The organism is Streptomyces sp. 6N223, assembly GCF_052246635.1.
Lineage (GTDB): Bacteria > Actinomycetota > Actinomycetes > Streptomycetales > Streptomycetaceae > Streptomyces.
The window spans coordinates 1-23,356 of record NZ_JBQQCA010000043.1 but is presented as its reverse complement, the minus strand read 5'-3'; the positions used below and the strand labels follow the sequence as shown (position 1 = coordinate 23,356).

Sequence of the window (23,356 nt, the reverse complement as noted above, 5' to 3'; positions counted from 1 at the left end):
GTGACGCTAACGAACACCTGGACGAATGGTCAAGCGTTCTCAAAGCGGCAGGAATTCACAGAGCGAAGAGCCGTCAAGGCTGCGTCAAGGCTCCCTTCATTCTTCGCCATCTTCCCTCATCGTGAGGCCATCGGCTTGTCACGATGTTTCCCGCGAGAGGTCCCTGGCCGGGCTTGCCATGTGCCTTCGTTGCGCCCTCTGACGCGCACATGGATGGCGGCCAACACTGCGTGAATTCCGGCCGACTCGCCCCGAACCGTACGCTCCGTGCATACCCGTCACTCTCACGAGGCACGTATACCTCATGTGAGCGACGACGCCAGCGATAGCACCGCCCCCGACCGCGAGACGACGCCCGACAGCCTCTCCCGTTCCGAGCAACTCCTCTTCGGCGGCCCGCTGTTGTACGACACCGGCTGGTCCAGCCACGACGGCGCCTTCTCCCGCCTCACCCTCGTCTCGATGCTGCGGACCATGCCGCGCCTGATCCTCACCACCGTGCGGCTGGCCCGCCAGGCCGACACCCCCGCCCTGCGCGTCGTCGCCGGCGCCGAGATCGGCCGCGGCGTCGCCCAGGCCGTCGGCCTGGTCGCGGTCAACGCCGTGCTGGAGGCGTTGCTCGCGGGCGGCCAGGTGCCCGACCGGCTGCGCGACGCCGCGCCCGCGCTCGCCGTCGTCGCCATCGCCGCCCTCGTCGGCGCCATCCTCGCCTCCGCCTCCACCTACGGCTCCGGCCGCCTGGAGCCCAAGGTGGAGCGGGTCGCCACCGAGCGGTACCTGGAGCGCGCCTGGCGGGTGGAGCTCGCGGCCATCGAGGACGACGAGTTCCACCGCCTCCTGGACGCCGCCCAGTACGGCGCGGTCTCCGCCCGCCGCATGATCCCCTACTGCGTGCAGGTCATCAACGCGCTGCTGTCGCTGGCCGCCTCCGCCAGCGTCCTGACGGTCCTTCACCCCATGCTGCTGCCGCTGCTGGTGCTCATGACCGTGCCCAGCATGTGGAGCACGCTGGTGACCGCCCGCCGCCGCTACGAGTCGTTCCGCGCCTGGGTGCAGCACCACCGCGCCAGCCGCGTCCTCAGCAGCGAGCTGACCGCTACCGAGCCCGCCGCCGAGATCCGCGTCCACCAGGTGGGCCCGTTCCTGCTCAAGCACTTCCGCGCCATGTCCGCCAGCTCCGAGGCCGAGCAGACCCGCCTGGCCCGCCTGGACGCCCGCACCGGCCTGTGGGCCTCGGCCTGGACGGGGCTCGCCGGCTGCGTCACCTACCTCACCCTGGGCGGCCTGGCCTGGAGCGGCGCGGTCGAGATGGCCGTCGCGGGCACCGCCGTGCTCGCCATCCGCACCGGCTCCGCCAGCCTGAGCGGCATGGTCCACGCCGTCAACGCCCTCTACGACGAGAGCCTCTTCGTCGCCGACCTCGACCGGCTGTGCGACCAGGCCGCCAACTGGACCATCCCCGTCGGCGGCAAGCCGATGCCGGAGAAGGTCGGCGAGATCCGCTTCGAGGACGTCACCTTCCGCTACCCCGGCGCCGACCCGGACGCCTCACCGGCGTTGCGCGAGGTGACCCTCAGCATCCCGGCGGGCCGGATCACCGCTCTGGTGGGGGAGAACGGCTCCGGCAAGACCACCCTGGTCAAGCTGCTCGCCGGGCTCTACCTCCCCGACAGCGGCCACGTCCGCTACGACCAGGTGTCCACCGAACACGCCGACCGCCACGAGCTGTTCGCCCGCATCGCCATGGTCGCCCAGGACTTCAACCGCTGGCGCTTCACCGCCCGCGTCAACGTCGCCATCGGCGACCCCAGCGCCCCCATCGACGACGAACGCCTCGCCGCCGCCGCCGGCCACGCCGGCGCCGACGAGGTCATCGGCGGGCTGCCGCGCGGCTGGAGCACCCTGCTGGCCCGCGGCTACCAGGGCGGCCACCAGCTCAGCGGCGGCCAGTGGCAGCGCATCGGCATCTCCCGCGCCCACTACCGGGACGCCGAGATACTCATCGTGGACGAGCCCACCGCCGCCCTCGACGCCAAGGAGGAGCAGCGCGTCTTCGACCAGATCCGCGCCCTGGCCGAGTCCGGGCAGACCATCATCCTCATCACCCACCGCATGGCCTCGGTCCGCCACGCCGACCTCGTCCACGTCCTGCACCAGGGACGGCTGGTGGAGTCCGGCAGCCCGGCGGAGCTGCTGCGTCTGTCCGGCGGCCACTTCCGCGAGCTGTACGCCATCCAGGCCGCCCAGTTCGGCGCGCCCCTCGCGTCCGAACGCGCCCCTTCTCCATGAGGCGAGCAAAGAGCCATGAGAAACGGATGGGCTGGGAAAGAGCCCCAGTGTGAAATGCGGCAGATCGCGGTGGCGACGGCGCATGGCGCGCTGTTGACGAACGCGCGGACGAATGGCCAAGTGCTTTGGGATTGGGCCGACTTCAGGCAATCGCCGACGCGCCCGCCGCGTGCCGTATGACATGAATATTAATCCAGCAGGGCTTTGAGAAATCGCATCACCCGTGCGGGTGAATCACAGCTCGCAGTCATCTCGTAGCGGATAGTGTGAAGGGCCTCAAGTCAGCTACGGGTGAGGGAGTTGGCCATGGACGCGGTGGAGCGCCTGATCTGGGACCTGCGCAGCAAGGATCAGTGGGGAGCGGGCAGGGTCGAGGCGACCGAGTACGGCGTGCCGAACATCGAGCGTCTCACCCGCCTGGACGCCCACGCCGCCGTCATTCGTTCGTGCAACATCCTGTACATCCCCGGCCTCCTCCAGCATCCCGCGTACGCCCTGGCCACCACCAAGGCCGCGTTCCCCCGGCTCCCCGAGGCGGAGCTGCGCCGCTGGATCCTGATGCGTTCGGCCCGCACCCATGCGTTTCTCGACCTGCTGCGGTCCGACCGACTGACGGGCCTCTTCGTCGTGGGCCAACAGGCAATCATGCACGAGGCCAGCGGAGATGCACACATCAGGCAGCTTGAGCACCTGCTCGACGTCATCGACGCCCACTCGCAGATCCAGGTGCTGATCCTGCCCTTTCACACGGTCCCCCCGGCTTTCACCACGCAGCTGTTCCTATGGGCTTTCAGGGGCGAGGGTTCGGGGGACACGGCGAACAGGACAACTCCCGCCTGCGCCTACACGGAGAGCGCCGCTGGCGGAACCTACACTACTCGCATTGACGATCTTGCCCGGATGCGGTCGGCATGGGCCGACTTGGTCAACGCCTCGATGGGGCCAGCCGAGTCGCGCAGCTATATCGCAGAAGTTCTTGGAGCCTGAGACCAAATGATCAACCCCCCCATGCACCACGGCGTTCCGTTCCGCACGTCGAGCCACAGCGCCAACGACTGTGTCGCCGTCGCAGTGCCCTTCCGCACCTCCAGCCACAGCAACAACGACTGCGTGGCCGTGGCCGCCACCCCCGCCACGGTCGCCGTTGCCGACACCAAGACCCGGCATGCCGAGGTCATGGAGGTTGCCCCTGCCGCCTGGGAGGCTTTCATCGAGCACGTGAGGAGCTGACCCGCATACGCCGGAGCCCGGTCGCGCACGACGCGACCGGGCTCCGCGCCGCGTAAAACCCCATTGCCCGGCCAGGGCCCACCTGCGACGCTTGCCGCCATGGCAACGGCCCACGACGTCTCCGCCCTCTTCGCCGGCGGCCGGCTGGTCGCGATCCCCCGCAAGAGGGCCCGCCGCGAGCAGTTACTCGCGCACCTCGCACGGACGCTGTTCGACCCCGACATCGCCTACACCGAGCAGGAAGTCAACGAGGCGCTGCTCACCGTCCACGACGACTGCGCGGCGCTGCGGCGCTACCTGGTCGAGGAACGCCTGCTGGCCCGCACCAAGGACGGCAGTGTCTACTACCGGCCCTAACGGGTGTCTCCTCGATCACGACAGCGGGCGGCTTGGGCCGGGGAGTTCTTCTCCCAGCCCTGCTTGGCCGACTCGCGGCATCTGTCGGGGGCGTCTCCGGCTCGGCACTCCGATCGTGATCGGAGAGACGGAGTCACCGACCGTGGTGTCCGCTCAGCTCTTGCGTGCGGTGACCAGAGCGAAGGAGAGGAATTCCCTCGGCCAGCGCCCGGCCCCACAGCAGCCAGTCACGCCAGCCGTCCTGCTCCTGTAAGACACGACCTAGGCGGAAGGCAGGCGGACCTCCGACACCAGACCGTCGGGCCAGGTGACCGCCACGCTGTCGCCCCCGTCCCCGCCGTCCCCGCCGGGCCGGACGGTCACCGCGACGGCCGGGTCGGGCCCGTCCGGGTCGCGGTCGAGGACGACCGCCGCCGCCAGCACCTCGCCGAGCGGCAGCGGCTCCGCCGCGCGCGTCGCCAGCCACGGGATCGCGGTCCAGGCCCCCAGCGGGCTGGTGCCCTGCTCCAACGCCACGCCCGCCTCGTCGAGTCCGCGCAACGCGACGAGCCGCGAGTGGAGCCGGTCAGCCGTGGCCGCCCGCGCGCCCGGGCCGGTGTGCGGGCGATCCGCCGCCGTCACCGGCCAGCCGCCGAAGCGGACCGAGCGCCACTCCGGGCCAGCGGCGGGCGCGTCCACCCGCGCCAGCCGCACCTCGACGCCGCCCCGCACCAGCGACGCGACCGTGACGACCGGTCCCGGCGTCACCTCGCCGTTCCGCCCCGAGCCGTGATCCGGCGAGGTGTCGGCGCTCGCGTCCACCCAGCGGACCGGGCCGCGCGAGGCGGCGGCCAGCACGCCGCCCGGCAACTCGTGGGCGTACAGCGTCGTGAAGCCCGAGCGGTGCGTGGCGCGGCCCCGGTCGTCGACGACCACCACGGCGTTGTCCACCGGGTCGGCCACCGTCGCGCCGGTCAGCGGCGGCACGGTCGCGGTGGAGTAGCCGAGCCGGGCGTAGAGCGGCGAGTCGGCGCACTCAGCGCCCGGACGGGCGTGATCCGTGCCGTGGTTGAGGACGGTGGCGATGCCGTCGGCGGAGCGGGCGGAGATCAGCCAGCCCGGCGCCGCCGCCACCGCCGTGCCCGGCCGTCCCTCCTCCACCGGCAGCGGGCGTTCCACGGCCGTCCACACCGGGTGGTCGGCGGGCAGTGCCAGCCCCAGCATCCCCTTCGCCGCCCAGTACGGCGAGCCGGGCCCGGAGTACGCCTGCCGCATCGCGGGCCACGCCTCGTGCCAGCCCAGGGTCAGCAGCCCGGCCGCGTTCGGCGCCCCGCGCTCCGTGAAGTGCCGCACCATGCCGCTGGCGGTCCGCCGCACCAGGCCCGGGTCGAGCCCGCCGACGCCCGCCCCGTCCACGCCCGCGTACGCCGCCACCCACAGCGGCCCGGCGGCCGCGAAGCGGTAGACGAGGCTGCGGCCCTGCATCAGCGGCGAGCCGTCGGCGCCCACCAGCCGCACCGCGTCGTCCAGATAGCGCGCCAGGTCCGCCGCCCACCGCTCGCGCAGCGCGGGCGGGCACAAGGTGCCGGTGACGTCGAAGAGTTCGGTCCACAGCAGGGGGTAGAGGTGCAGCGCCCAGCCGGTGTAGTGGTCGTACGCCCGCTCCTCGGCGCCGTCGCTGAGCCAGCCGCCCTCGCGCCGCAGCGCGGCGTGCACGGCCAGGTCCTCCTCGATGTCCTCGGCCGACCACGTCCCCCCCGCCTCGCGCAGGAAGGACTCCACGACAATGCGGAACCACACCCAGTTGATGGGCGGGTAGGGCTGACCGACGACCGTGCCCAGCCATGCCAGCACCCGCTCGCGCACGCCGTCCGCCAGCCGGTCCCACAGCCAGGGCTTGGTGAGCTGGAGCACCAGCGCGATGGAGGCGGCCTCCACCTTGGCCTGGCCGAGCTGGTCGGGACGCGGCCAGCACTCGGGGTGCGCCGGGTCGGTCCCGGCGGCCAGGCCCTCGGCGTAACGCTCCATCAGCCCGGCCGGGTCGGCGCCGCGTTCGCCCGCGACGCGGAACCCGGCGAGCAGGAAGGAGCGGGCGAAGCCCTCCAGGCCGTCGGAGGCGGGGCCGGAGACGCTGGCCGGGCCCGGCAGGTCGTAGCGCGCCCCGGCGGGGGAGCGGTGAGGGCCGAGCGCGGCGAGCATGCGGTCGGCGAGCGCGGCCCAGTGCTCCCGCGTCCACCCGGTGTGCGGCGACAGCTTCCAGTCCAGAGCCGGGTGCGTCATGCCTGCACCGCCAGGGTCTGCCGGGTCACCGGGTCGATCGGCGGCAACCCGGCGGCGTACCGCTCGAGTTCGGAGAGGGCGGCGGCGGTCATCCGGCGGGTCTCCGAGCCGAGGGAGCCGGCGATGTGGGGCGTGATCATCACGTTCGGCAGCTCGTACAGCGGCGAGTGGGCGGGCAGCGGCTCCGGCTCGGTGACGTCGAGGATGGCGTGCAGTCCGCCGTCCGCGCACGCCTCCTCCAGCGCGGCGGTGTCCACCAGCGCGCCGCGCGCCGTGTTGATCAGCACCGCGTGCGGCGGCAGCGCGGCCAGCTCGGCCCGGCCGATCAGGTGCCGGGTCTCCGGCAGCGCGGGCGCGTGCAGGCTGAGCACCTCGGCCTGCGGCAGCGCCTCCTGGAGCGTGACCGGCTCGGCCCCGGCCGCCGCGATCTCGGCCGGGTCGGCGACCGGGTCGACGACCAGCACCCGTGCGAGACCGAGCTGGAGGAGCAGCTGCGCGACCCGCCGTCCGATCCGGGAGTAGCCGACGAGCACGACGGTGCGATCCCGGCCGCTGAGCTCGCCGTGCCGCTCGCGGTAGCTCCAGTCGGCGCGGTGGCGGCGGGCGTCGACGGCGAGGAAGGGCACCTTCTTGAACGCCCACAGCACGGCGGCCAGCGTGTACTGGGCGACGGGCTCGGCGTTGGCATCGGCGGCGGTGGTCACCAGCGTGCCCCGGTCGAAGACGGCGTCGCCGACGTGGTAGCGCACCGAGCCCGCCGCGTGCAGCACGGCCCGCAGCCGGGGCGCGTCGCGCAGCACGTCCTCGCTCAGCATCGGGCAGCCCCAGGAGGTGATCAGCACCTCCACCTCGGCCAGCCGCCGCCGCACCGCCGGGGAGTCCAGCTCGTGGGCGACCAGCGGCTCGCCCAGCGAGGCGGCGGCCCGCAGCCGGGCCAGCTCCGCCTCGCCGAACTGGACGTGGAACCACTCCTCGCTCATCGCCAGCAGCGTCTCGGGGCGGCGGGGCACGGCGGCCGTCACCGCGGGCTGCCCGCGGCCAGGGCCGAGCGCCACTTGATCACGAGGGAGTTGTCGTCGGGGAACTGTGTCACGCGAGTGCTCCACTGATACGGACCGAGGGTGACGGGAAACGGGTCGGGATCGGTAGGCAAGACGAGGGAGAGGAAGAAAATGTTCCAGACGATCCCGGTGATCCAGATGATCCAGATGATCCGGATGCTGAGAAACCGGAGATCGGGACGGTCACCACGCCGGGGCCCATCATGGGCAGCGCGCCTCCTCGGTCTCGGGTCTCGTCGCACGCGTCTCGATGCGCCACTTGTACGTGTGGAATAGTGCAGAGGTCAATCAGCTCGAAGGAGATCGATCAGAATCGGTCGCGGCCGAAGGTAACGATGAGCGCTCAACCCACCACGGACCGCTCCCTCGCAGTGCGTCGCCAGGAGCTGATCCTCAGCGCCGTACGCCGCCACGGCGCCGTGCGCCTGGCCGACCTGGTGGACCAGCTCGGCGTCTCCGCCGTCACCGTGCGGCGCGACGTCACGGCCCTGGCCGACCGCGGCCTGGTGGTGCGCGTCCACGGCGGCATCACGCTGCCCTACCGGGGCGGCCCCGAGCAGCCGCCGATGACCGCCAGGGCCCTGGTCGGCATGGTCGTGCCGTCCGTCGAGTACTACTGGCCCCACGTCATCCAGGGCGCCCAGGCCGCCGTGGCCGCCGCAGGCGGGCGCCTGGTGCTGCGCGTCTCCCGCTACGACGCGGCCGAGGACCGCCGCCAGGTCTCCAAGCTCCTCGATCGCGGCGTCGACACCCTGCTGGCCGCCCCCGCCACCGCCGGCGGCGCCGGCACCGACCTGCTGCGCTGGCTCGGCGGTCTCCCCGTCCCCGTCGTCCTGGTCGAACGCCTCCCCCCGCCCGAGCTGCCCACCCTCGCCCTGGACGCCGCCACCACGGCCCACGCCCTCGGCGCCGGCCTCGCCGTCCGCCACCTGGTCACCCTCGGCCACCGCCGCATAGCCCTGATCACCTCCCGCACCAGCCCCACCAGCCGCGCCCTCCACGCGGGCTGGCGCGAGACCGTCGCCTCCCTCGACCTCCCCCCGCACGACGGCCTCGCCCACGACGTGCCGACGTACGGCACCCTGGACTGGACCGACGCCTACGACGAGGTGCTCCACGACTGCCGCGAGCGCGGCGCGACCGCCCTGCTCGTCCACTCCGACCGCGAGGCGATCGGCATGGTCGAACGCGCCCGCGACCGCGGCCTGGCCGTCCCCGACGAACTGGCCGTCGTCTCCTACGACGACGAGGTCGCCGCCGCTTCCGACCCGCCCCTGACCGCCGTCCGCCCCGACAAGCACCGCCTCGGCGCCCTTGCCGCCGAACTCGCCCTCGCCCGCGCCGCCGCCTCCGAAGCGCGACCGGTACATCGCACCCAGCTATGGCCCACCATCGTCGTCCGCGACTCCTGCGGCGCCCGCCAGTCCGCCACGGAAGTGCGGTGAGACCACCCTCCTCGCCTTGGTATCGTGGACTGCGCGCACACACCTTGTCCGGGTGGCGGAATGGCAGACGCGCTAGCTTGAGGTGCTAGTGCCCGATTAAGGGCGTGGGGGTTCAAGTCCCCCCTCGGACACACACTTCCCCCACGGGTCGTGATTCGTGGGCAGGCGGAACCGGCACCCGCCTCCGGCTCCCGGCCGGATGCGGGTGTTCGGCGTCTCAGGGCTGTGACCCGGCCTTCCTCCTCTCACAGAGGGCGGGAGCTTGGTGTCCGGTTAAGCAGGGAGCGTTCAGCCGATAGTGATCCTTTCTCCTCGCGGGGTGTCGGCGGTCAGGGTCTGGGCCGCCGGATCGAACGTCAGTGACACCTGCTCAGCGCGCACGTGCGCCACTGCGTCCGCCGGCGTGACCGCCCGAGTCGCTGTGGGCGGCGACAGGCGGCCATCCTGTTCGGCGGACAGACGGATCACCAGGGCAGGCAGGTGGAGCAGCACCTGGTCCTCTCGGACGTAGGCATTGGGCGGGCGGTCGGGATCGGGCCGCGTGGCGCTGGTGTGGCCGTGGCGGCAGCGGTAGGCGGGCCTGCCGTGGGTCCAGCAGGACTCCATGAGCCGCTCGCACACCCCGCAGCGCAGCAGCCCGGCCAGGAGGTAGGTCCGCTTCGGGACACTCTCGCGGGGAGCGTGGAGGTGCTGGACGGTGACGAAGTCGGCCTCACTCACCAGCGCCGGATGCGCGGGCTTGGCGGAGATCACCCAGTCCTCAGGCGTGTTCCAGCGCATCACGTCCCGGTGCCCGAGGCTGGTGTTCTCCGGATCGAGCAGGTCGTGATCCGTGCGTTGCCGGTTCCACACTTGGCGGCGGGTGTAGCGAGGGTTGGCCAGAATCGCCCGCACCGCCGTCAATGCGGTGATGTGGCTGGAGGGGGGTGAACCCCGGCCGCGATTGACATGGCACACCCCCGCCACGGCAGCAGGTCGGCCTCGTCCAGGAGGCGTCGCAGCTGTGTGGCTGTGGGGGCGACGGCGGTGGCCAGGACGGCGGGGCCGGCCAGCGGCAGGAGTGCGACCTGGCCGCGTGCCGGGTCCTGGCCGAGCGGGCGCGGCCCGGGGTGGGCGGCGTTCGCGAGGCCGGCCGAGCCATGAGGGTCGACCACCAGGATCTGGCCCGTGGCACGGTGGCAGTTCAGGACGGCTGGTCCGTCCCAGCCGGGGGCGGAGGCGCCGAAGGTGGTGTGCTGGTCGAGGAGGGGACGCCCGTCGCGGCGCACGGTGAGGCGGCTGGCCAGCTGGCCGGGGGGTTCTGCCGCGCGGCCGAGGACGAGTTCTTCGCGTAGCACGAGCCGTGCGGTGGGGGCGAGATCGACGGTGTAAGTCTGCCGCAGGTCGCTGCCGTGGGTGCTGATCAGCGGCTGGGGCAGCCAGTGGAGAGTCGCGTCGTCGTCGACGGTGAGGCGCACGTCGTAGGTGGCGTGGTCGGGCGTGGGACCGGGGCCGGGAAGGGCGAGGGCGGCGGCGGCGGTGGTGATTTCGAGTTCGGCGCCCGTCTCGACGGTGACATCGAAGGCCAGCCGGTCGCCGCCCAGGGGTGCGCTCATTGCGCTGATGACGCAGACCCGTGCCCGGGTGCCGTGGGGGTGCAGGCGGCGCAGGTGGAAGGGTCCGTCGTTGTGGAGCAGCGGCAGCGTGGTCAGGCCGCCGCCGCTGGTGGCCCGCACGCGGGCGGTGGCACGGACACCGCCGCCGCCCGCGCTGCCCGTGTGTCGCGTGTGGGGGGAAGCGGTGGTCATGCGATGACGCTGGCCGTCTGCCAGGCGGTGAGACGTTCGGTGACCCAGTCGGCCACGGGCCGCACGCCGTCCTGGGTGGTGAGGGAGGTGAACGCGACGGGCAGGTCTTGGCGTTGCTTCGCGGCGTCGGCGGCCATGGTGGTCAGGTCGGAGCCGACGTAGGGGGCGAGGTCGGTCTTGTTGATGACGAGCAGGTCGGCGGTGGTGATGCCGGGGCCGCCCTTGCGGGGGATGTCGTCACCGGCGGCCACGTCGATGACGAAGATCTGCGCGTCCACCAGGCCCTTGGAGAAGGTGGCGGTGAGGTTGTCGCCGCCGGACTCGACCAGGATGAGGTCGAGAGGCGGGAGCGTCTCCTCCAGTTGTTCGACGGCTTCGAGGTTCGCGGAGATGTCGTCGCGGATGGCGGTGTGGGGGCAGGCGCCGGTCTCCACGGCCTGGATGCGTTCGGGTGGCAGCACGGCCTCGCGCCGCAGGAACTCGGCGTCCTCGCGGGTGTAGATGTCGTTGGTGACGACGGCGATGGACCGTTCGTCGCGCAGGGCGCGGCACAGGGCGGCGACGGTCGCGGTCTTGCCGGAGCCGACCGGTCCGCCCAGGCCGATGCGCAGCGCGCGACGGGAGCCGTCGTCTCGCCGTGTATCGGCGGCGCTGTGGGTGTGCCGGTGGGGGAAGGCGCCGGGTGGGTCGCGATGCACGGGATCTCCAGGCGTTGGTCAGGGTCGGTCTCGGTTCAGGAGGCGAAGAGGCGCACCGGCCAGTCGGCGTGGTGCTGGGCGGTGATGTCGAGCAGCGGGGCGGACGCCGAGGGGAGGGCGGTGGTGCCTTCCGTCTCCGTTCGGGCTGCCGCCCGTGCCGCGCGCTCGGCGACCTGGCCCAGCTCTCCTGAGAGGCGGGCCAGCGCGGCGGTGGCCTCGAACGGGTCCAGGCTCAGCAGCCGCACCGCCGCGGTCGCCGGGCCACTGGTGTTCTCGTATGCCGCCGCGTGGGCGGCGTCCAGGGGTGTCAGCCCTGCCGTGCGTGCGGCCAGGCCCAGCACGATGGGCTGGTGGGCGCCTCGGGGTCGGGCGTGCGCGAGGGCGGTCAGCTCGGGTGACGGCCAGGTCGCCTGGGCCGCGCGCACCATCTGCCGCCCCAGTCGTCGGGCCACGTTGCGCAGGGCGGGGGCGGGGGTGCGGGCGTCGGCGGCCTCGTCCAGGGCCAGCGGGTCGTATCCGGCGGAGGCCGCGGCGGCGAGCGCGGCGGCGACGAGCCCGGCCGTGTGGAGCCGGCCCCGGCAGAACTCCTCCAGGCCGCGCGCGTCACGGACGGCTCCCGAGGCGACGGCGGCCTCGACCCCGCCGGAGTGCGCGTGCCCTCCGGCGGGGAAGCGGCCGTCGGCCAAGACAAGCAGAGCAGCACGGCTCATCGTGTGGCGACGCACCTTCCGGGTCGTTCGGCTGTCGGCATTCAGAACAGGAAGTACCGCTGGGCCATCGGCAGTTCCGTGACGGGTTCCAGGACCATCTCCCGGCCGTCGACCGACGTCTTGGTGTCGCCGGTAGTGGCTCCCCCGATGGTCACCTCGTAGGTGTCGGGGTTGACGACGACTTCGGGGGTGGCGTTGTTCTCCTTCATGTCCGTCTTTCGCACGGTGCGCGTGTCGCCGATCGGCTCGAATCCCTTGCCCAGCCCGAGGCGTTCGGCCAGCCCCTTGTCCAGCGCCCGCTGGGTGGCGAAGTTGAACGAGTTCGCCGCCGGGGCCCGGCCCTTCGCGCCCCACACCGCGCGGGGCAGGACCGGCTGAGGGGTGGGGATCGAGGCGTTGGCGTCCCCGACCTGGGCATAGGCGATCTGGCCGCCCTTGACGACCATGTGCGGCTTGACGCCGAAGAACTTCGGTTCCCACAGCACCAGGTCGGCCAGCTTGCCTGCCTCCACCGACCCCACCACGTGGTCGATGCCCTGGGCGATCGCCGGGTTGATGGTGTACTTGGCGACGTAGCGGCGGGCGCGCAGGTTGTCCGCCTCGCCGTCGCCCGCCAGTGTCCCGTACCGGTTCTTCATCACGTGCGCCGTCTGCCAGGTGCGCATGATCATCTCGCCGATGCGGCCCATGGCCTGTGCGTCGGAGGACATCATCGAGATCGCGCCCATGTCGTGCAGCACGTCTTCGGCGGCCATCGTTGAGGGCCGGATGCGGGAGTCGGCGAACGCCGCGTCCGCCGGGATGTTCAGGTTGAGATGGTGGCAGACCACCATCATGTCGATGTGTTCCTTGACGGTGTTGATCGTGAAGGGGCGGGTCGGGTTGGTCGAGGCGGGCAGCACGTTGTCCCGGGAGACCATGGTGATCATGTCGGGGGCGTGGCCGCCGCCCGCGCCCTCGACGTGGAAGACGTGCAGACAACGCTCGCCGATGGCCTTGATCGTGCTCTCGACGAAGCCCGCCTCGTTGAGCGAGTCGGCGTGCAGGGCGAGCTGCACGCCTGTGTCGTCGCAGACGCGCAGGCACGCGTCGATGACGGCGGGGGTGGCCCCCCAGTCCTCGTGGATCTTGAAGCCGAGAACACCGGCGTCGACCTGGTTGTAGAGGGAGGCCGCGGAGACGGTGCTGCCCTTGCCCAGCAGACCAACGTTGACCGGGAAGGCGTCCAGAGCCTCAAAGAGCCGGGCGAGATGCCAGGAGCCGGGCGAGACGGTGGTGGCGGTGGAGCCTTCCGCCGGGCCGGTACCACCACCGATCAGCGTCGTCACGCCGGCCGCCAGCGCCTCGCCGATCTGCTCCGGGCACAGGAAGTGCACGTGTGTGTCCACGCCGCCGGCGGTGAGGATACGGCCGTTGCCTGAGATGACCTCGGTCTCCGGTCCGATCACGATGTTCGTCGGCGTCCCGGTCGGCGGGTGCGGCGGGTCCATCGTCTCGGGGTTGTACGCCTTGCCCAGCGCCTGGATCCGGCCGTCGCGGATGGCGACGTCCGCTTTGACCACGCCCCAGTGGTCCAGCACCACCGCACCGGTGATGACGGTGTCCGCCGGACGGCGCGCCTCACGCGGGCCGGGATCACGCGGCACATGGGACTGTCCCATCGACTCGCGGATCACCTTGCCGCCACCGAAGACCACCTCGTCGCCGCAGCGTCCGGGGCCGCCCGACCAGTCCTCGGTGACGCTGACGAACAGCGCGGTGTCGGCCAGCCGGATCCGGTCGCCGACCGTCGGCCCATACAGGTCGGTGTACGCCTCACGGGAGAGAACCTCAGGCATCGAGCTCCCCCTCCACCTCGCCACGCAGCCCCCGGACGACGCGTTCACCCGCGATGTCCACCAGCTCCACCCGACACCCCTCTTCCTCTTCCTCGTCGATTCCCTCCTGCGGCTCGAAACGCCGCGAGGTGCCGGCCGCCATGTTCAGCCGCTTGCCATTGGCCGCCTCACGGTCGAACTCCAGACCCGGATTGGCCTCCGCGAAGTGGTAGTGCGAGCCGACCTGGACGGGACGGTCGCCCGGATTACGCACGAACACCGTCGTGACCTCACGCCCCTCGTTGACGACGATCCCCTCCGCAGAGACGGGATGCACCACCTCCCCCGGATGCAGCCGCTGCTCCTTGGTCGTCACCTCGACCGGATTGTGGATCGTCACGAGCTTCGTGCCATCCGGGAAGGTGGCCTCCACCTGCACGTTCTCGATCATCTCGGCCACACCCTCCATCAGCTCCCCGGGCTTGAGGAGCTTGCGAGCGGAGTCCATGATGTCGTTGACCGACTTCCCCCTCCGGGCCTGTTCGTAGACGTGGACGGTCAGCAACGCCACGGCCTCCGGGTAGTTGAGCTCCACCTTGTCTTTCCTGCGGCGCTCGGCGACGTCCGCCGCCACATGAATCAGCAGGCGCTCCTGCTCATGCGGAGTGAGATGCATGGCACCCTTTCCCGGACCGGGCACACGCCCATGTGGCCGACACGACGCACCGATCATGACTACCAAGCCCGACCTCGAACGGAGAACGCCCCAGAGTTCGCCCGTAGGAGTGAAACCGGACAGCTAAACCACGAAGACGAACACGAACGCCCCGGAATCCACCAGCGGCCGGCGTACTCCTCCCCGCCACCTCCGCTGCCCACTCCGCTTCCCGCTCCCGCATGTCGCCCGAGCCGGGGGCGGCCAGGCAGGGGCGTCGACTCACCCGAGCCACGCAGCCTGCCGAAGAGTCACCACAATCTGCGCGGTGGGAAAGCTATCTCCAGCCGCCGGATGCGAGCCAATCGTGAACAAACCCCGGCCGAGCGGGCCGGCAAGCCACCAACGCCGCTGGCACGCCATTCGCCGACTGTCCGCAGAAACGAATGAATCCCATGGCCACGGAGGCATTCGATGGCATCAAATAGTGGGCCCTGCCGTTGCGGTGAGACAGCAAGGTGATCGGCGGCTGAACCGCGAGCCTCGACGGCCTCATCCCACGCGGTCGATCTGACGATCGACCGCGTCCACCTCGTGCATCAGCGGCAGGACCAGAGCAGCGGCATCTCCACCTGGGATGTGGTCGAGGAGCTCTGCTTCGGTGTCGTCTCCCGAGCGCCGCCCGCCGCGCGGGAAGTAGGTGCGCGTAGCGGGCCTGGAGATCACAAGTCGGGTGCTCGCCGCGGAGCCCCCGCCCCGTCTTCCTGATCACTTTCGAGGACACACCGGACGCCGCGTCGCTGCGGGACCGTCGGTGATCGCCTTCCTCATCGAGCCGGCCCAGGACATCGTCTCGCTCCCTCGGATCAAGCAAGATCCGGTATCAGCGTGTCCATCACACAGGGGGAGGCCCCATGAGGCCGTGCACAACGCATGAACACCAGCAGTCGCACACGCCCGTAGAAGCCCAGCTAACAGGCACAGCGACTGCGATGTCCGATCGGTTCTGGGAAAGGGCGTTTCCGCAGGTGAGAGACACAAAGGCGGAGTGTCCGAGGGGAGAGTTCAAGTCTCGGACACACACTTCCCCCACGGGCTTCGGTTCGTGGGCAGGCAGAACGGGCACCCGCTTCCGGCTCCCGGCCGGACGTGGGTGTTCCTCATCCCAGGGCTGTGACCTGGCCTTTCTCCTCTGACGACGGGCGGGATCTTGGTGTCCGGGTCGGCAGGTGAGCGTTCAGCCGATAGTGATCTTTTCCCTTCTCTGGGTGTCGGCGGTCAGGGTCTGGGCCACCGGATCGAAGGTCAGTGACACCTGCCGGGCGCGCACGTGCGCGCCCGCGTCCGCCGGCGTGACCGTCCCGGTCGCCGTGGGCGGCGGCAGGTGGCCGTCCCAGTCGGCGGACAGGCGGATTACCAGGGCCGGCAGATGCGCCAGCACCTGGTCCTCGCAGACGTATGCGTTGGGCGGGCGGTCGGGATCGGGCCGCGTGGCGCTGGTGTGGCCGTGGCGGCAGCGGTGGGCGGGCCGATTCCAGATCCAGCAGGACTCCACCTCCGCTCACACACCCCGCAGCGCAGCAGGCCAGCCAGGAGGTAGACCCGCTTCGGGGCGTTCTCACGGGCGGCGTGGATGGTCCGAACGGTGACGAAGTCGGCCTCGCTGACCAGCGCGGGGTGCGCTGGTTTGGTGGAGATGATCCAGTCGTCGGGGGGTGTTCCAGCGCATCACGTCCCGGTGCCCGAGGCTGGTGTTCTCCGGGTCGAGCAACTCGTGGTCGGTTCGCTGCCGGTTCCACACCTGGCGACCGGTGCAGCGGGGGTTGGCCAGAATCGCCCGCACCGCCGTCAGCCTCCACTTCTCAGCGGATGCGCCGAGGTAGCGGCCCTGGTCACGAGCCTGCACCGTCATCGCCGAGCGTACCCGCATGCGGGTACGGGCGATCTCCCGCTTGGACAGGATGCCCAGCAGGATCATCAACTCCTCATGCCCGGCGGCCTTCGGGTCCACCAACCCGCCGAGTTCCGGCACCCACAACTGCACGCCGAAGTGCCTGGCGGGCGGCCCGCGCGTCGGCGCCCGCGATCCACCGGTAGGAGCCCGAGCGGGACACGTCCAGCACCCGGCACATACGCTTGATACCGAAGGACTCGGCATGGGCGGAGATGAAGTCCCAAGCGGCGGTCCTCGCTTCATCTCCCGTGCGAAATACGCGGCCGCCCGGCGCAGGATCTCCCGCTCGAGATACCACTCCTTCTCCGCCTTGGCCAGACGCGCGTTCTCCGCCCGCAGCCGGGCCAACTCGTCCTCCACGCCCCGCGGCGCACCGCCGGCTGCCGGACGGCCATCCGCATCACGCACCCACGTACGCAGCGTCTCGGGATTGACGTTCAGATCGGCCGCGAACGTCCTTGAACGTCCGCCTGCCCGCCGAAGCCCGCCACAACGCGATCGCGTCAGACCGGAACTCCGCACTGTACTTCGAGGGCCGTGCCACGTAGATCTACACCTTCCAGGACCAAGAAGATCCATCGTCAGGTGTCCACACCACGGGGGTCACCTCAGCCGTTCCTGATCCCGTGCAGGAGTACGCGGAGGTGTGTCGAGGTGGTCGCGATGTCATGTCGGGATCTTCACTCTCGCGCACGTACTTCGGCAACCTGGGCGTCCGCCGGGCCCGCCGCCCCGTTCCGCCGCCTGGACCACCTGAGCCATCCGACCCACCGCCGCCCGTCTCGTCCGGTACGACGTCTTCATCGCCTGCGGCGACGACGACCGCGACTGGGTGCGGACATTCGTCCAGCGTCTGGCAGAGGTAGAGGCGGGGGGTGTGGGTGGCGTACGACGAGGTGGTGGAGCGGCTGGGAGCATACGGGTGCACGGCGTCAAGGATCTCCCGGGATCTCACACCGACAGCTGGCGGCGGCCATGGGAGTACTGCCCCCACGCAGTCCGGGGCCGCCGGGCGGGCGACCGCTTCGCGCACCGCCGCCAGTCCGCGAACGCAAACCGAGGGGTGAAATCGCGTCATGAATTCATTTCTGACCGAGTGATCGGCAGGCACCTCGACAAGGAGGCTCCGGGGCGTGCCGCGCGTCCCGGAGCTGAAAATCGGTTCTTCATTGGTGATGGGTTCACCGCTCTCACATACACCTCGATGAAAAGTTCGATTATTTCTCGACTCGTCAGGATCGCTGCCCTCTTGAGGCCCCCTATGGATGATTGGACGATCGGTCCGCGTCCAACCCGCGTGGGCGGCCGGCGGCTCGTCTGCCGGAGCTCACGCCTGCTCTTGGGAGGTCCCGCATGACCGATCGGCTCAGCCTCAGCCCCGATGTCGCACGGCAGTTGGCCACCACCACCAAGACCCGCCCGCAGATGCGCGGCATCACCCCCCGCTACGTGCTGCGCGCGCTGCCGTGGGTGGACATGGAATCCGGCATATACCGCGTCAACCGACGCCGGACGTTCGTCCTGGGCGACGACCGGGTCAGCAGCTACACGGACGACGGCACCCCCCGCATCATCCCCGAGGACCTGCGGGAACTGCCGTACCTGCGCGAGGCCGATCCGGCGCTGCTCTCCGAACTGGCCGCCGCCTTCACCGAAGCGAGCTTCCAGCCGGGCGAGCAACTGGCCGCGGAGGGCGCACCCGCCGAAAAGCTGTGGGTGCTCGTCAAAGGCCGGGCCGAGAAGCACATCACCGGCCCCTACGGAGACGATTCCGTACTCGAAGTCATCAGCGACGGCCAGTTCTTCGACCTGGGAGCCTGGAGCCGGAACGAGCCGATGCCCTACCAGGTCCGGGCCGTCAGCCCAGGCGTGGCGCTCTGCGTCGACCGCGCCGTGCTGACCGCGCTGGCCGACCGCGACGACACACTGCGGGCGGCCGTGGACGCCTTCACCGCCGGGGACGACACCGCCGGTGCGGAAGTCCCGGTGGACCTCGCCTCCGGCCACATCGGCGAGCCGGAACTCCCCGGCACCTACGTCGAGTACGAGGACGCACCACGCGAGTACCACCTGAGCCTGGCGCAGACCGTGCTGCGCGTGCACAGCCGCGTCGCCGACCTCTACAACGAGCCCATGGACCAGACCCGGGTCCAGGCCGACCTGACCGTCCAGGCGCTCCGCGAGCGTCAGGAGTCGATGGTCCTCAACCATCCCGAGTTCGGGCTGTTCAACAATGTCGCGCCGGGACAGCGCGTACCGGCCCGGCGCGGCCGACCGACCCCCGACGACCTCGACGAACTGCTGATCAAGGTCTGGAAGCAGCCCGCCTACTTCGTCGCCCACCCCAGGGCGATCGCCGCCTTCGGCCGCGAGTGTACCCGCCGGGGCGTGCCCCCGGTCATCGACACCCGGTTCGGCAGCCCGCTGCTGACCTGGCGCGGTGTACCGCTGCTCCCTTCCGACAAGGTGAAGCTGAACAGCGCGCACGGCACCACCGAGATCCTGCTCATGCGGGTCGGCGAAGCCCAGCAGGGCGTGGTGGGCCTGCGTCCCTCCAGCGTCCCCGATGAGGTGGAGCCCGGCCTGGCCATGCGGAACATGGGGGTCGACAAGAGGGGCATCACGTCCTACCTGATGACGGCCTATTTCAGCGCCGCCGTGCTGGTGGAGGACGCCGTCGCCGTACTCAAGGACGTCGAGGTGTCGCGCTTCTATGACTACGACTGACCTGCCCGGGGCCGGGCTCACGCCCCGGGCCGTGGCTCCGACCCCGACCCCCGGGTTCTCCCCGGAGAAGGCCCGGAAAGACGTTCCGATCCTGCACCGGACCGTCAACGGCCGCCCCTTGGTCTGGCTGGACAACGGCGCCACCACCCAGAAGCCGCGCCAGGTCATCGAGGCGCTCACCGCCTATTACAGCACCGCCAACTCCAACATCCACCGCGGCGCCCACACCCTGGCCCGGGAGGCCACCGAAGCCTACGAGTCGGGCCGGGCCAAGGTCGCCGACTTCCTCGGTGCCGAGTCTCCGGGCACCGTCGTCTTCGTACGCGGCACGACCGAGGCGATCAACCTGGTGGCGCAGAGCTGGGGACGGGCCAACCTCGGCCCCGGCGACGAGGTCCTCGTCCCGGTGCTGGAGCACCACTCCGACATCGTCCCCTGGCAGCGTGTCGCCGCCGAACGGCGAGCCCGGGTGGTCCCCGTCCCCCTGCTGCCGGACGGGAGCATCGACCAGGACGCCTACGCGGACCTGCTGTCGTTCCGCACCCAGCTCGTCGCCGTCAGCCACGCGTCGAACGTGCTCGGCACCGTCTCGCCAGTACGCGAGATGACCGCCCTCGCCCACCGCTACGGAGCGAAGGTGCTGGTGGACGGCGCGCAGGCGGTAGCCCACATGCCGGTGGACGTACAGGACCTCGACGCGGACTTCTACGTGTTCTCCGGGCATAAGATCTTCGCCCCCACTGGTATCGGCGCGCTCTACGCCAAGCCGGACGTGCTGGCCGCCATGCCGCCATGGCAGAGCGGCGGCAACATGATCGACGCGGTCGACTTCGACCACACCACCTACGCTCCCGACCCGCACCGGTTCGAGGCCGGCACCGGCAACATCGCCGACGTCGTCGGACTGTCGTCGGCCCTCGACTGGCTGACCTCCTTCGACCGGAAGGCGGTCGCCGCCTACGAGACGGAGCTCCTGGCCTACGCGACGCAGGCCCTCGCCACCGTCCCCGGCCTGGACCTGCTGGGCTCGGGACCGGACCGGATCGCCGTCCTGACCTTCACCCTGGCCGGACACGACCCGACAGCGGTCGCCGACTGGCTCGACCAGGACGGCATCGCCATCCGAGCCGGTCACCACTGCGCCCAACCGCTCCTGCGCCACTACGGCCTGGAAAGCGCGGCCCGCGCCTCACTCGCCCTCTACAACACCACAGAGGAGGTGGACCAGCTGGTGACCTCCCTGCACGAACTGCAGCAGACCGGCTGACCCGACGCACAGGTGGCCATCGGTGCGCGAGAGGACGCTGTTGGTTAATGCGGGGGCTATCTCGGTCCCGCTGAACATCGGCTCGGCGGGACCGAACGGTGCGAAGTGGCGGGGTGCGGGGCTCGGGTGCGCTGGTCCGCTTGGCGGCCCCGACAAGGGCTCCGACCAGCCGGGCCAGCACGCCGGGAGCCCTGCTTCCGGTCTCCTCGGCTGCGGCTCTCGTTACCGTGTACGCGCTGATCCGGCAGAGTGGCCGCCCTACCGGCGACGGTTCGGGACGTGGAGCCGGGTGCTGGTGGCCAAGGCGATCGTGTTGTGGGCCGTCACCTTCGTCGCCGGGCTGGCGGGAACGCTCGTCGCCACTCCGCTCGGTGAGCGGCTCGCCCGGGGCAACGGCGTCTACATCTTCCCAGTGTCGCCCTCGACCGAACTGCGGGTAGGGCTCGGGACCGCGGCGCTGCTCGCGACCGCCTCGGTCCTGGCCCTCTCCGTCGGCGCCATCTTCCGGCACAGTGCGGGCGCGGTGACCACCGTCATCGTGGCCCTCGTGCTGCCCTACATCCTGATCGCCATCCCGTTCATGCCCGCCAGCGTCTCGGACTGGCTTGCCCGGGTGACGCCGGGGGCGGCCTTCGCCCTCCAGCAGACGCTGGTGCCATATGACCAGGTCGCAAGCAATTACACGCCCTACTGCGGCTACTACCCCCTGGAACCGTGGGCCGGGTTCGCCGTCCTGGCCGGCTACGCGATGGTCAGCCTGGCCGCGGCGGCCTTCCTTCTCCGCAGGAGGGACGCATGAGAGCGGCCCTGCACGCCGAATGGACGAAAATGCGGACCGTCGCCAGCCCGCTGTGGCTGCTATTCGGCGCTATCGCGGCGACAGTGGCCCTGAGCGCCGGGGCGGCCTCGGTGGTGACCTGCACGTCCGCCGGCTGCGACGGCGACATGACCAAGCTCAGCCTCATGGGCGTCTATCTCGGCCAGGCGCTCGTCGCCATCCTGGCCGTGTTGGTCATCAGCGGCGAGTACAGCTCGGGCATGATCCGCACCACCCTGACGGCGATGCCGCAGCGGGCCACCGTCCTCGCGGCCAAGGCCATCACCCTCACCGGCGTCGTGGCCGTGGCCGGAACCGTCGCCGTCCTCGGGTCGCTGCTGGCCGGGCGGCTCATCCTGCCCGGCCCCGGCCACCAGGCCCTGTCTCTGGCCGAGGGGCCGACGCTGCGCGCGGCCTGGGAGACTTTCCACCTGGACGAGCTGTGCCCGCTGCTGGAGCGCGACTACGGCGCCGCGCCCCGGCGGGCGGCGGCCGGGCTGTCGATTCGTCGACGACGATCGCCATCGAGGCCGATGAGAACGACCCGGTCGGCGAGCACGTCACCTCCCACCTGACCGGGCTCGACGCCGACCAGCGCCTCACGGCCGCCCTCCGAGCAGTCGTCACGGAATGTGGTTTCCCCCTCAAAGGGGGCGCGAGTAGAGCAAAGAGAAAAAGCTGCGGATGCGGTGTCCAAAACAGGCTCGGATTGCGGCCCTTTCTCATGCGGGCCCACCACGCCCGACCAACCGGAAGCCGAGACCTCGGAGGTCCCCCGATCCGCCTGATACCCCCATCCACCGTGTCCGTCCCGGCCGCGCCCCGGCCACTACCCCAGCTCCGGCCGCCGACCGGCATGGCCCGCGCCGTGCGGGTCGGCGTGGGCGTCGGCTGCTGGTGACCGCGACGGCGACGGTGGCCGTCTGCCTGATGATCGCCGGCCCTGCCCAGGCGCAGCCGGAGACGATGCTGGCGGCAGCGGACTCGCTCGACACGGTGCTCAACAATCTCCGCAACTGGATCATGGGCATCGCCGCGACGCTGGCGACGGTCATGCTCAGCGTCGGCGGCGTGATCCGCATGATGGCCGGCGGCGACCCCGGCGAGATCGAGCGCTCGAATCGGGCGTTCAAGTCGGCGGCCTGGGGATACGGCATCGCCGCGCTCGCGCCGCTGGTCGTGGAAATCCTCAAGGGCATCGTGGGCGAGTGAGCCCGTGATCACCACACTGGGTTTCCGCCGCCGCCGCGCGGCGGCGGCGGCGCGGGCGTGCCGTCCGGCTGCTGGCCACCGCGGCCGGGGTGGTGCTGATCGGGCTGGCATCCGGCCCGGCTGCGGCCACCCCCGGCCACGACGCCGTGCCGGCCGCCGCACCCATGGCGGCGCCGGCAGCGCCCTGCGATAACCTGGACCGAGAAGCCCTCAGGAGATGAAATCCAGTGAAAGCACACGCGGCGATAGGCGCGCGCTTGCGAGCGGCCCGCGAGGAACGCGGTTTGACCCTGAAGGCGCTCGCTGACTCCATGGGCGTGACCTCCAGCCTTTTGTCGCAGATTGAGACTGACAAAGTCCAGCCATCTCTCAACACGCTTTACCAACTCGCGACTCGCCTCGACCTCTCCGTTGACGACCTGCTCGGCCTCAGTTCCGGCAAGCCCACCGCTGCGGACCCCGCCGTCGTCATCCAACACGCGTCGGAGAATCCGTCGCTCGAGATGTCAGGGGGCGTTCGCTGGGAGCGCCTCGCCAGCAGGTCGGGCCTGGGCTTGGAGCCCCTTCGCGTGACTTACCCCCCAGGAGCCGCGAGCTCCGCCGATCAGGAGATGCTCGCCACGACCGGCTTTGAGTTCGGTGTTGTGCTCTCCGGCAAGCTGACGCTGAGCATCGGATTCGAGACTCATGTACTCGGGGCAGGCGACTCAGTCTTTTTCGACCGGACCAGGCCGCACGTGTACATCAACGAGAGCGACGCCGAGGCGGGTGGCGTCTGGTTCGTCATTCGAAGTCTCTCCTCTATCACGACCGATTCGCCTCGAGGCGCGCACGACGCGACGCAGATCAGTTCGCTGATCGACGTGCTGCGCGTTCTCGACGCCAGTGACGACTGGTAAGGGCCACGCCGGCCGTTTGTCGGGCCGCTGCTCGAAGCCGCTGCGAGAGGGCGGAATGTGAGTGCATAGGTGATTTGTCGTCACGTGAACGTGTAGCGGGATGGTATCCCGGCCGGTTAGCGGCCATCGGGGCCGGTACGCGATGCGGGAGATCGTCAAGGCGCTGTTCTGC

At 70.8% G+C, this 23,356-nt stretch carries 22 protein-coding genes and 1 tRNA gene; 12 read left to right on the top strand and 11 right to left on the bottom strand.

Annotated elements, in window-relative coordinates:
* The first annotated feature begins 306 nt into the window (after positions 1–306).
* The 4 genes from ACTWQH_RS23620 to ACTWQH_RS23605 all read left to right on the top strand — a co-directional run bounded on the left by ACTWQH_RS23620 (position 307) and on the right by ACTWQH_RS23605 (position 3,876).
* Positions 307–2,289: an ABC transporter ATP-binding protein gene (locus tag ACTWQH_RS23620; protein WP_443288716.1), complete on the top strand. Its 1,983-nt coding sequence runs from the start codon at positions 307–309 to the stop codon at positions 2,287–2,289.
* A gap of 306 nt (positions 2,290–2,595) precedes the next feature.
* On the top strand, positions 2,596–3,276 hold the full coding sequence (locus ACTWQH_RS23615; RefSeq protein ID WP_443288715.1) for a DUF5753 domain-containing protein: 681 nt from the start codon (positions 2,596–2,598) through the stop codon (positions 3,274–3,276).
* Positions 3,277–3,282: 6 nt separating this feature from the next.
* Complete coding sequence (locus tag ACTWQH_RS23610; RefSeq protein ID WP_443288714.1) at positions 3,283–3,519, top strand: DUF397 domain-containing protein; 237 nt, start codon at positions 3,283–3,285, stop codon at positions 3,517–3,519.
* Between the two features lie 99 nt (positions 3,520–3,618).
* Positions 3,619–3,876: a DUF2087 domain-containing protein gene (locus tag ACTWQH_RS23605; RefSeq protein WP_443288713.1), complete on the top strand. Its 258-nt coding sequence runs from the start codon at positions 3,619–3,621 to the stop codon at positions 3,874–3,876.
* A gap of 261 nt (positions 3,877–4,137) precedes the next feature.
* On the opposite strand, the gene ACTWQH_RS23600 is transcribed toward ACTWQH_RS23605, so the two are convergent.
* Together ACTWQH_RS23600 and ACTWQH_RS23595 are read right to left on the bottom strand one after the other, a co-directional pair.
* Complete coding sequence (locus ACTWQH_RS23600; protein ID WP_443288712.1) at positions 4,138–6,135, bottom strand: DUF2264 domain-containing protein; 1,998 nt, start codon at positions 6,133–6,135, stop codon at positions 4,138–4,140.
* Positions 6,132–7,115, bottom strand: a complete 984-nt coding sequence (locus tag ACTWQH_RS23595) for a hydroxyacid dehydrogenase (RefSeq protein WP_443288748.1) — start codon at positions 7,113–7,115, stop codon at positions 6,132–6,134. Before ACTWQH_RS23595 ends, ACTWQH_RS23600 begins: the two co-directional genes overlap by 4 nt.
* A gap of 416 nt (positions 7,116–7,531) precedes the next feature.
* Between ACTWQH_RS23595 and ACTWQH_RS23590 the strand changes: the two genes are divergently transcribed.
* Positions 7,532–8,641, top strand: coding sequence for a substrate-binding domain-containing protein (locus tag ACTWQH_RS23590; RefSeq protein ID WP_443288711.1), 1,110 nt, complete (start codon positions 7,532–7,534; stop codon positions 8,639–8,641).
* A 46-nt stretch (positions 8,642–8,687) separates the two neighbouring features.
* Positions 8,688–8,772: transfer RNA gene (locus ACTWQH_RS23585), tRNA-Leu, on the top strand.
* Between the two features lie 157 nt (positions 8,773–8,929).
* Here ACTWQH_RS23585 and ACTWQH_RS23580 read toward each other — a convergent pair.
* The 9 genes from ACTWQH_RS23580 to ACTWQH_RS23540 form a co-directional block, all read right to left on the bottom strand.
* Complete coding sequence (locus ACTWQH_RS23580; protein WP_443288747.1) at positions 8,930–9,535, bottom strand: recombinase zinc beta ribbon domain-containing protein; 606 nt, start codon at positions 9,533–9,535, stop codon at positions 8,930–8,932.
* 5 nt (positions 9,536–9,540) lie between these two features.
* A complete protein-coding gene (locus ACTWQH_RS23575) occupies positions 9,541–10,428 on the bottom strand; it encodes an urease accessory protein UreD (protein WP_443288710.1) in 888 nt (295 codons plus the stop codon).
* On the bottom strand, positions 10,425–11,126 hold the full coding sequence (gene ureG, locus ACTWQH_RS23570) for an urease accessory protein UreG (RefSeq protein WP_443288709.1): 702 nt from the start codon (positions 11,124–11,126) through the stop codon (positions 10,425–10,427). Before ureG ends, ACTWQH_RS23575 begins: the two co-directional genes overlap by 4 nt.
* 35 nt (positions 11,127–11,161) lie before the next feature.
* Positions 11,162–11,836, bottom strand: a complete 675-nt coding sequence (locus ACTWQH_RS23565; protein ID WP_443288708.1) for an urease accessory protein UreF — start codon at positions 11,834–11,836, stop codon at positions 11,162–11,164.
* Between the two features lie 41 nt (positions 11,837–11,877).
* Positions 11,878–13,674: an urease subunit alpha gene (locus ACTWQH_RS23560; protein WP_443288707.1), complete on the bottom strand. Its 1,797-nt coding sequence runs from the start codon at positions 13,672–13,674 to the stop codon at positions 11,878–11,880.
* The gene (locus ACTWQH_RS23555) at positions 13,667–14,329 is read right to left on the bottom strand and encodes an urease subunit gamma (protein ID WP_443288706.1); all 663 of its coding nucleotides are present in this window, start codon (positions 14,327–14,329) and stop codon (positions 13,667–13,669) included. Before ACTWQH_RS23555 ends, ACTWQH_RS23560 begins: the two co-directional genes overlap by 8 nt.
* 531 nt (positions 14,330–14,860) lie before the next feature.
* Positions 14,861–15,034, bottom strand: coding sequence for a hypothetical protein (locus ACTWQH_RS23550; protein ID WP_443288705.1), 174 nt, complete (start codon positions 15,032–15,034; stop codon positions 14,861–14,863).
* 511 nt (positions 15,035–15,545) lie between these two features.
* Positions 15,546–15,863, bottom strand: a complete 318-nt coding sequence (locus ACTWQH_RS23545) for a hypothetical protein (protein ID WP_443288704.1) — start codon at positions 15,861–15,863, stop codon at positions 15,546–15,548.
* A 63-nt stretch (positions 15,864–15,926) separates the two neighbouring features.
* Positions 15,927–16,352, bottom strand: coding sequence for a recombinase family protein (locus tag ACTWQH_RS23540; protein WP_443288703.1), 426 nt, complete (start codon positions 16,350–16,352; stop codon positions 15,927–15,929).
* A gap of 1,263 nt (positions 16,353–17,615) precedes the next feature.
* Between ACTWQH_RS23540 and ACTWQH_RS23535 the strand changes: the two genes are divergently transcribed.
* From ACTWQH_RS23535 to ACTWQH_RS23510, 6 genes are all read left to right on the top strand, one after another.
* Entirely contained in the window at positions 17,616–18,989 is a 1,374-nt protein-coding gene (locus ACTWQH_RS23535; RefSeq protein WP_443288702.1) for a family 2B encapsulin nanocompartment shell protein, read from the top strand.
* On the top strand, positions 18,976–20,256 hold the full coding sequence (locus ACTWQH_RS23530) for a SufS family cysteine desulfurase (RefSeq protein WP_443288701.1): 1,281 nt from the start codon (positions 18,976–18,978) through the stop codon (positions 20,254–20,256). Before ACTWQH_RS23535 ends, ACTWQH_RS23530 begins: the two co-directional genes overlap by 14 nt.
* 289 nt (positions 20,257–20,545) lie before the next feature.
* Positions 20,546–21,055 (top strand): hypothetical protein, encoded by a 510-nt coding sequence (locus ACTWQH_RS23525; RefSeq protein ID WP_443288700.1) that lies wholly within the window; start codon positions 20,546–20,548, stop codon positions 21,053–21,055.
* Positions 21,052–21,648, top strand: a complete 597-nt coding sequence (locus ACTWQH_RS23520) for a hypothetical protein (protein WP_443288699.1) — start codon at positions 21,052–21,054, stop codon at positions 21,646–21,648. Before ACTWQH_RS23525 ends, ACTWQH_RS23520 begins: the two co-directional genes overlap by 4 nt.
* 322 nt (positions 21,649–21,970) lie before the next feature.
* Positions 21,971–22,285 carry a pilin gene (locus tag ACTWQH_RS23515; RefSeq protein WP_443288698.1) on the top strand — a complete coding sequence of 105 codons (315 nt, stop codon included), beginning with the start codon at positions 21,971–21,973 and terminating at the stop codon, positions 22,283–22,285.
* Positions 22,286–22,512: 227 nt separating this feature from the next.
* Positions 22,513–23,184 (top strand): helix-turn-helix domain-containing protein, encoded by a 672-nt coding sequence (locus ACTWQH_RS23510; protein ID WP_443288697.1) that lies wholly within the window; start codon positions 22,513–22,515, stop codon positions 23,182–23,184.
* Positions 23,185–23,356 lie beyond the last annotated feature (172 nt).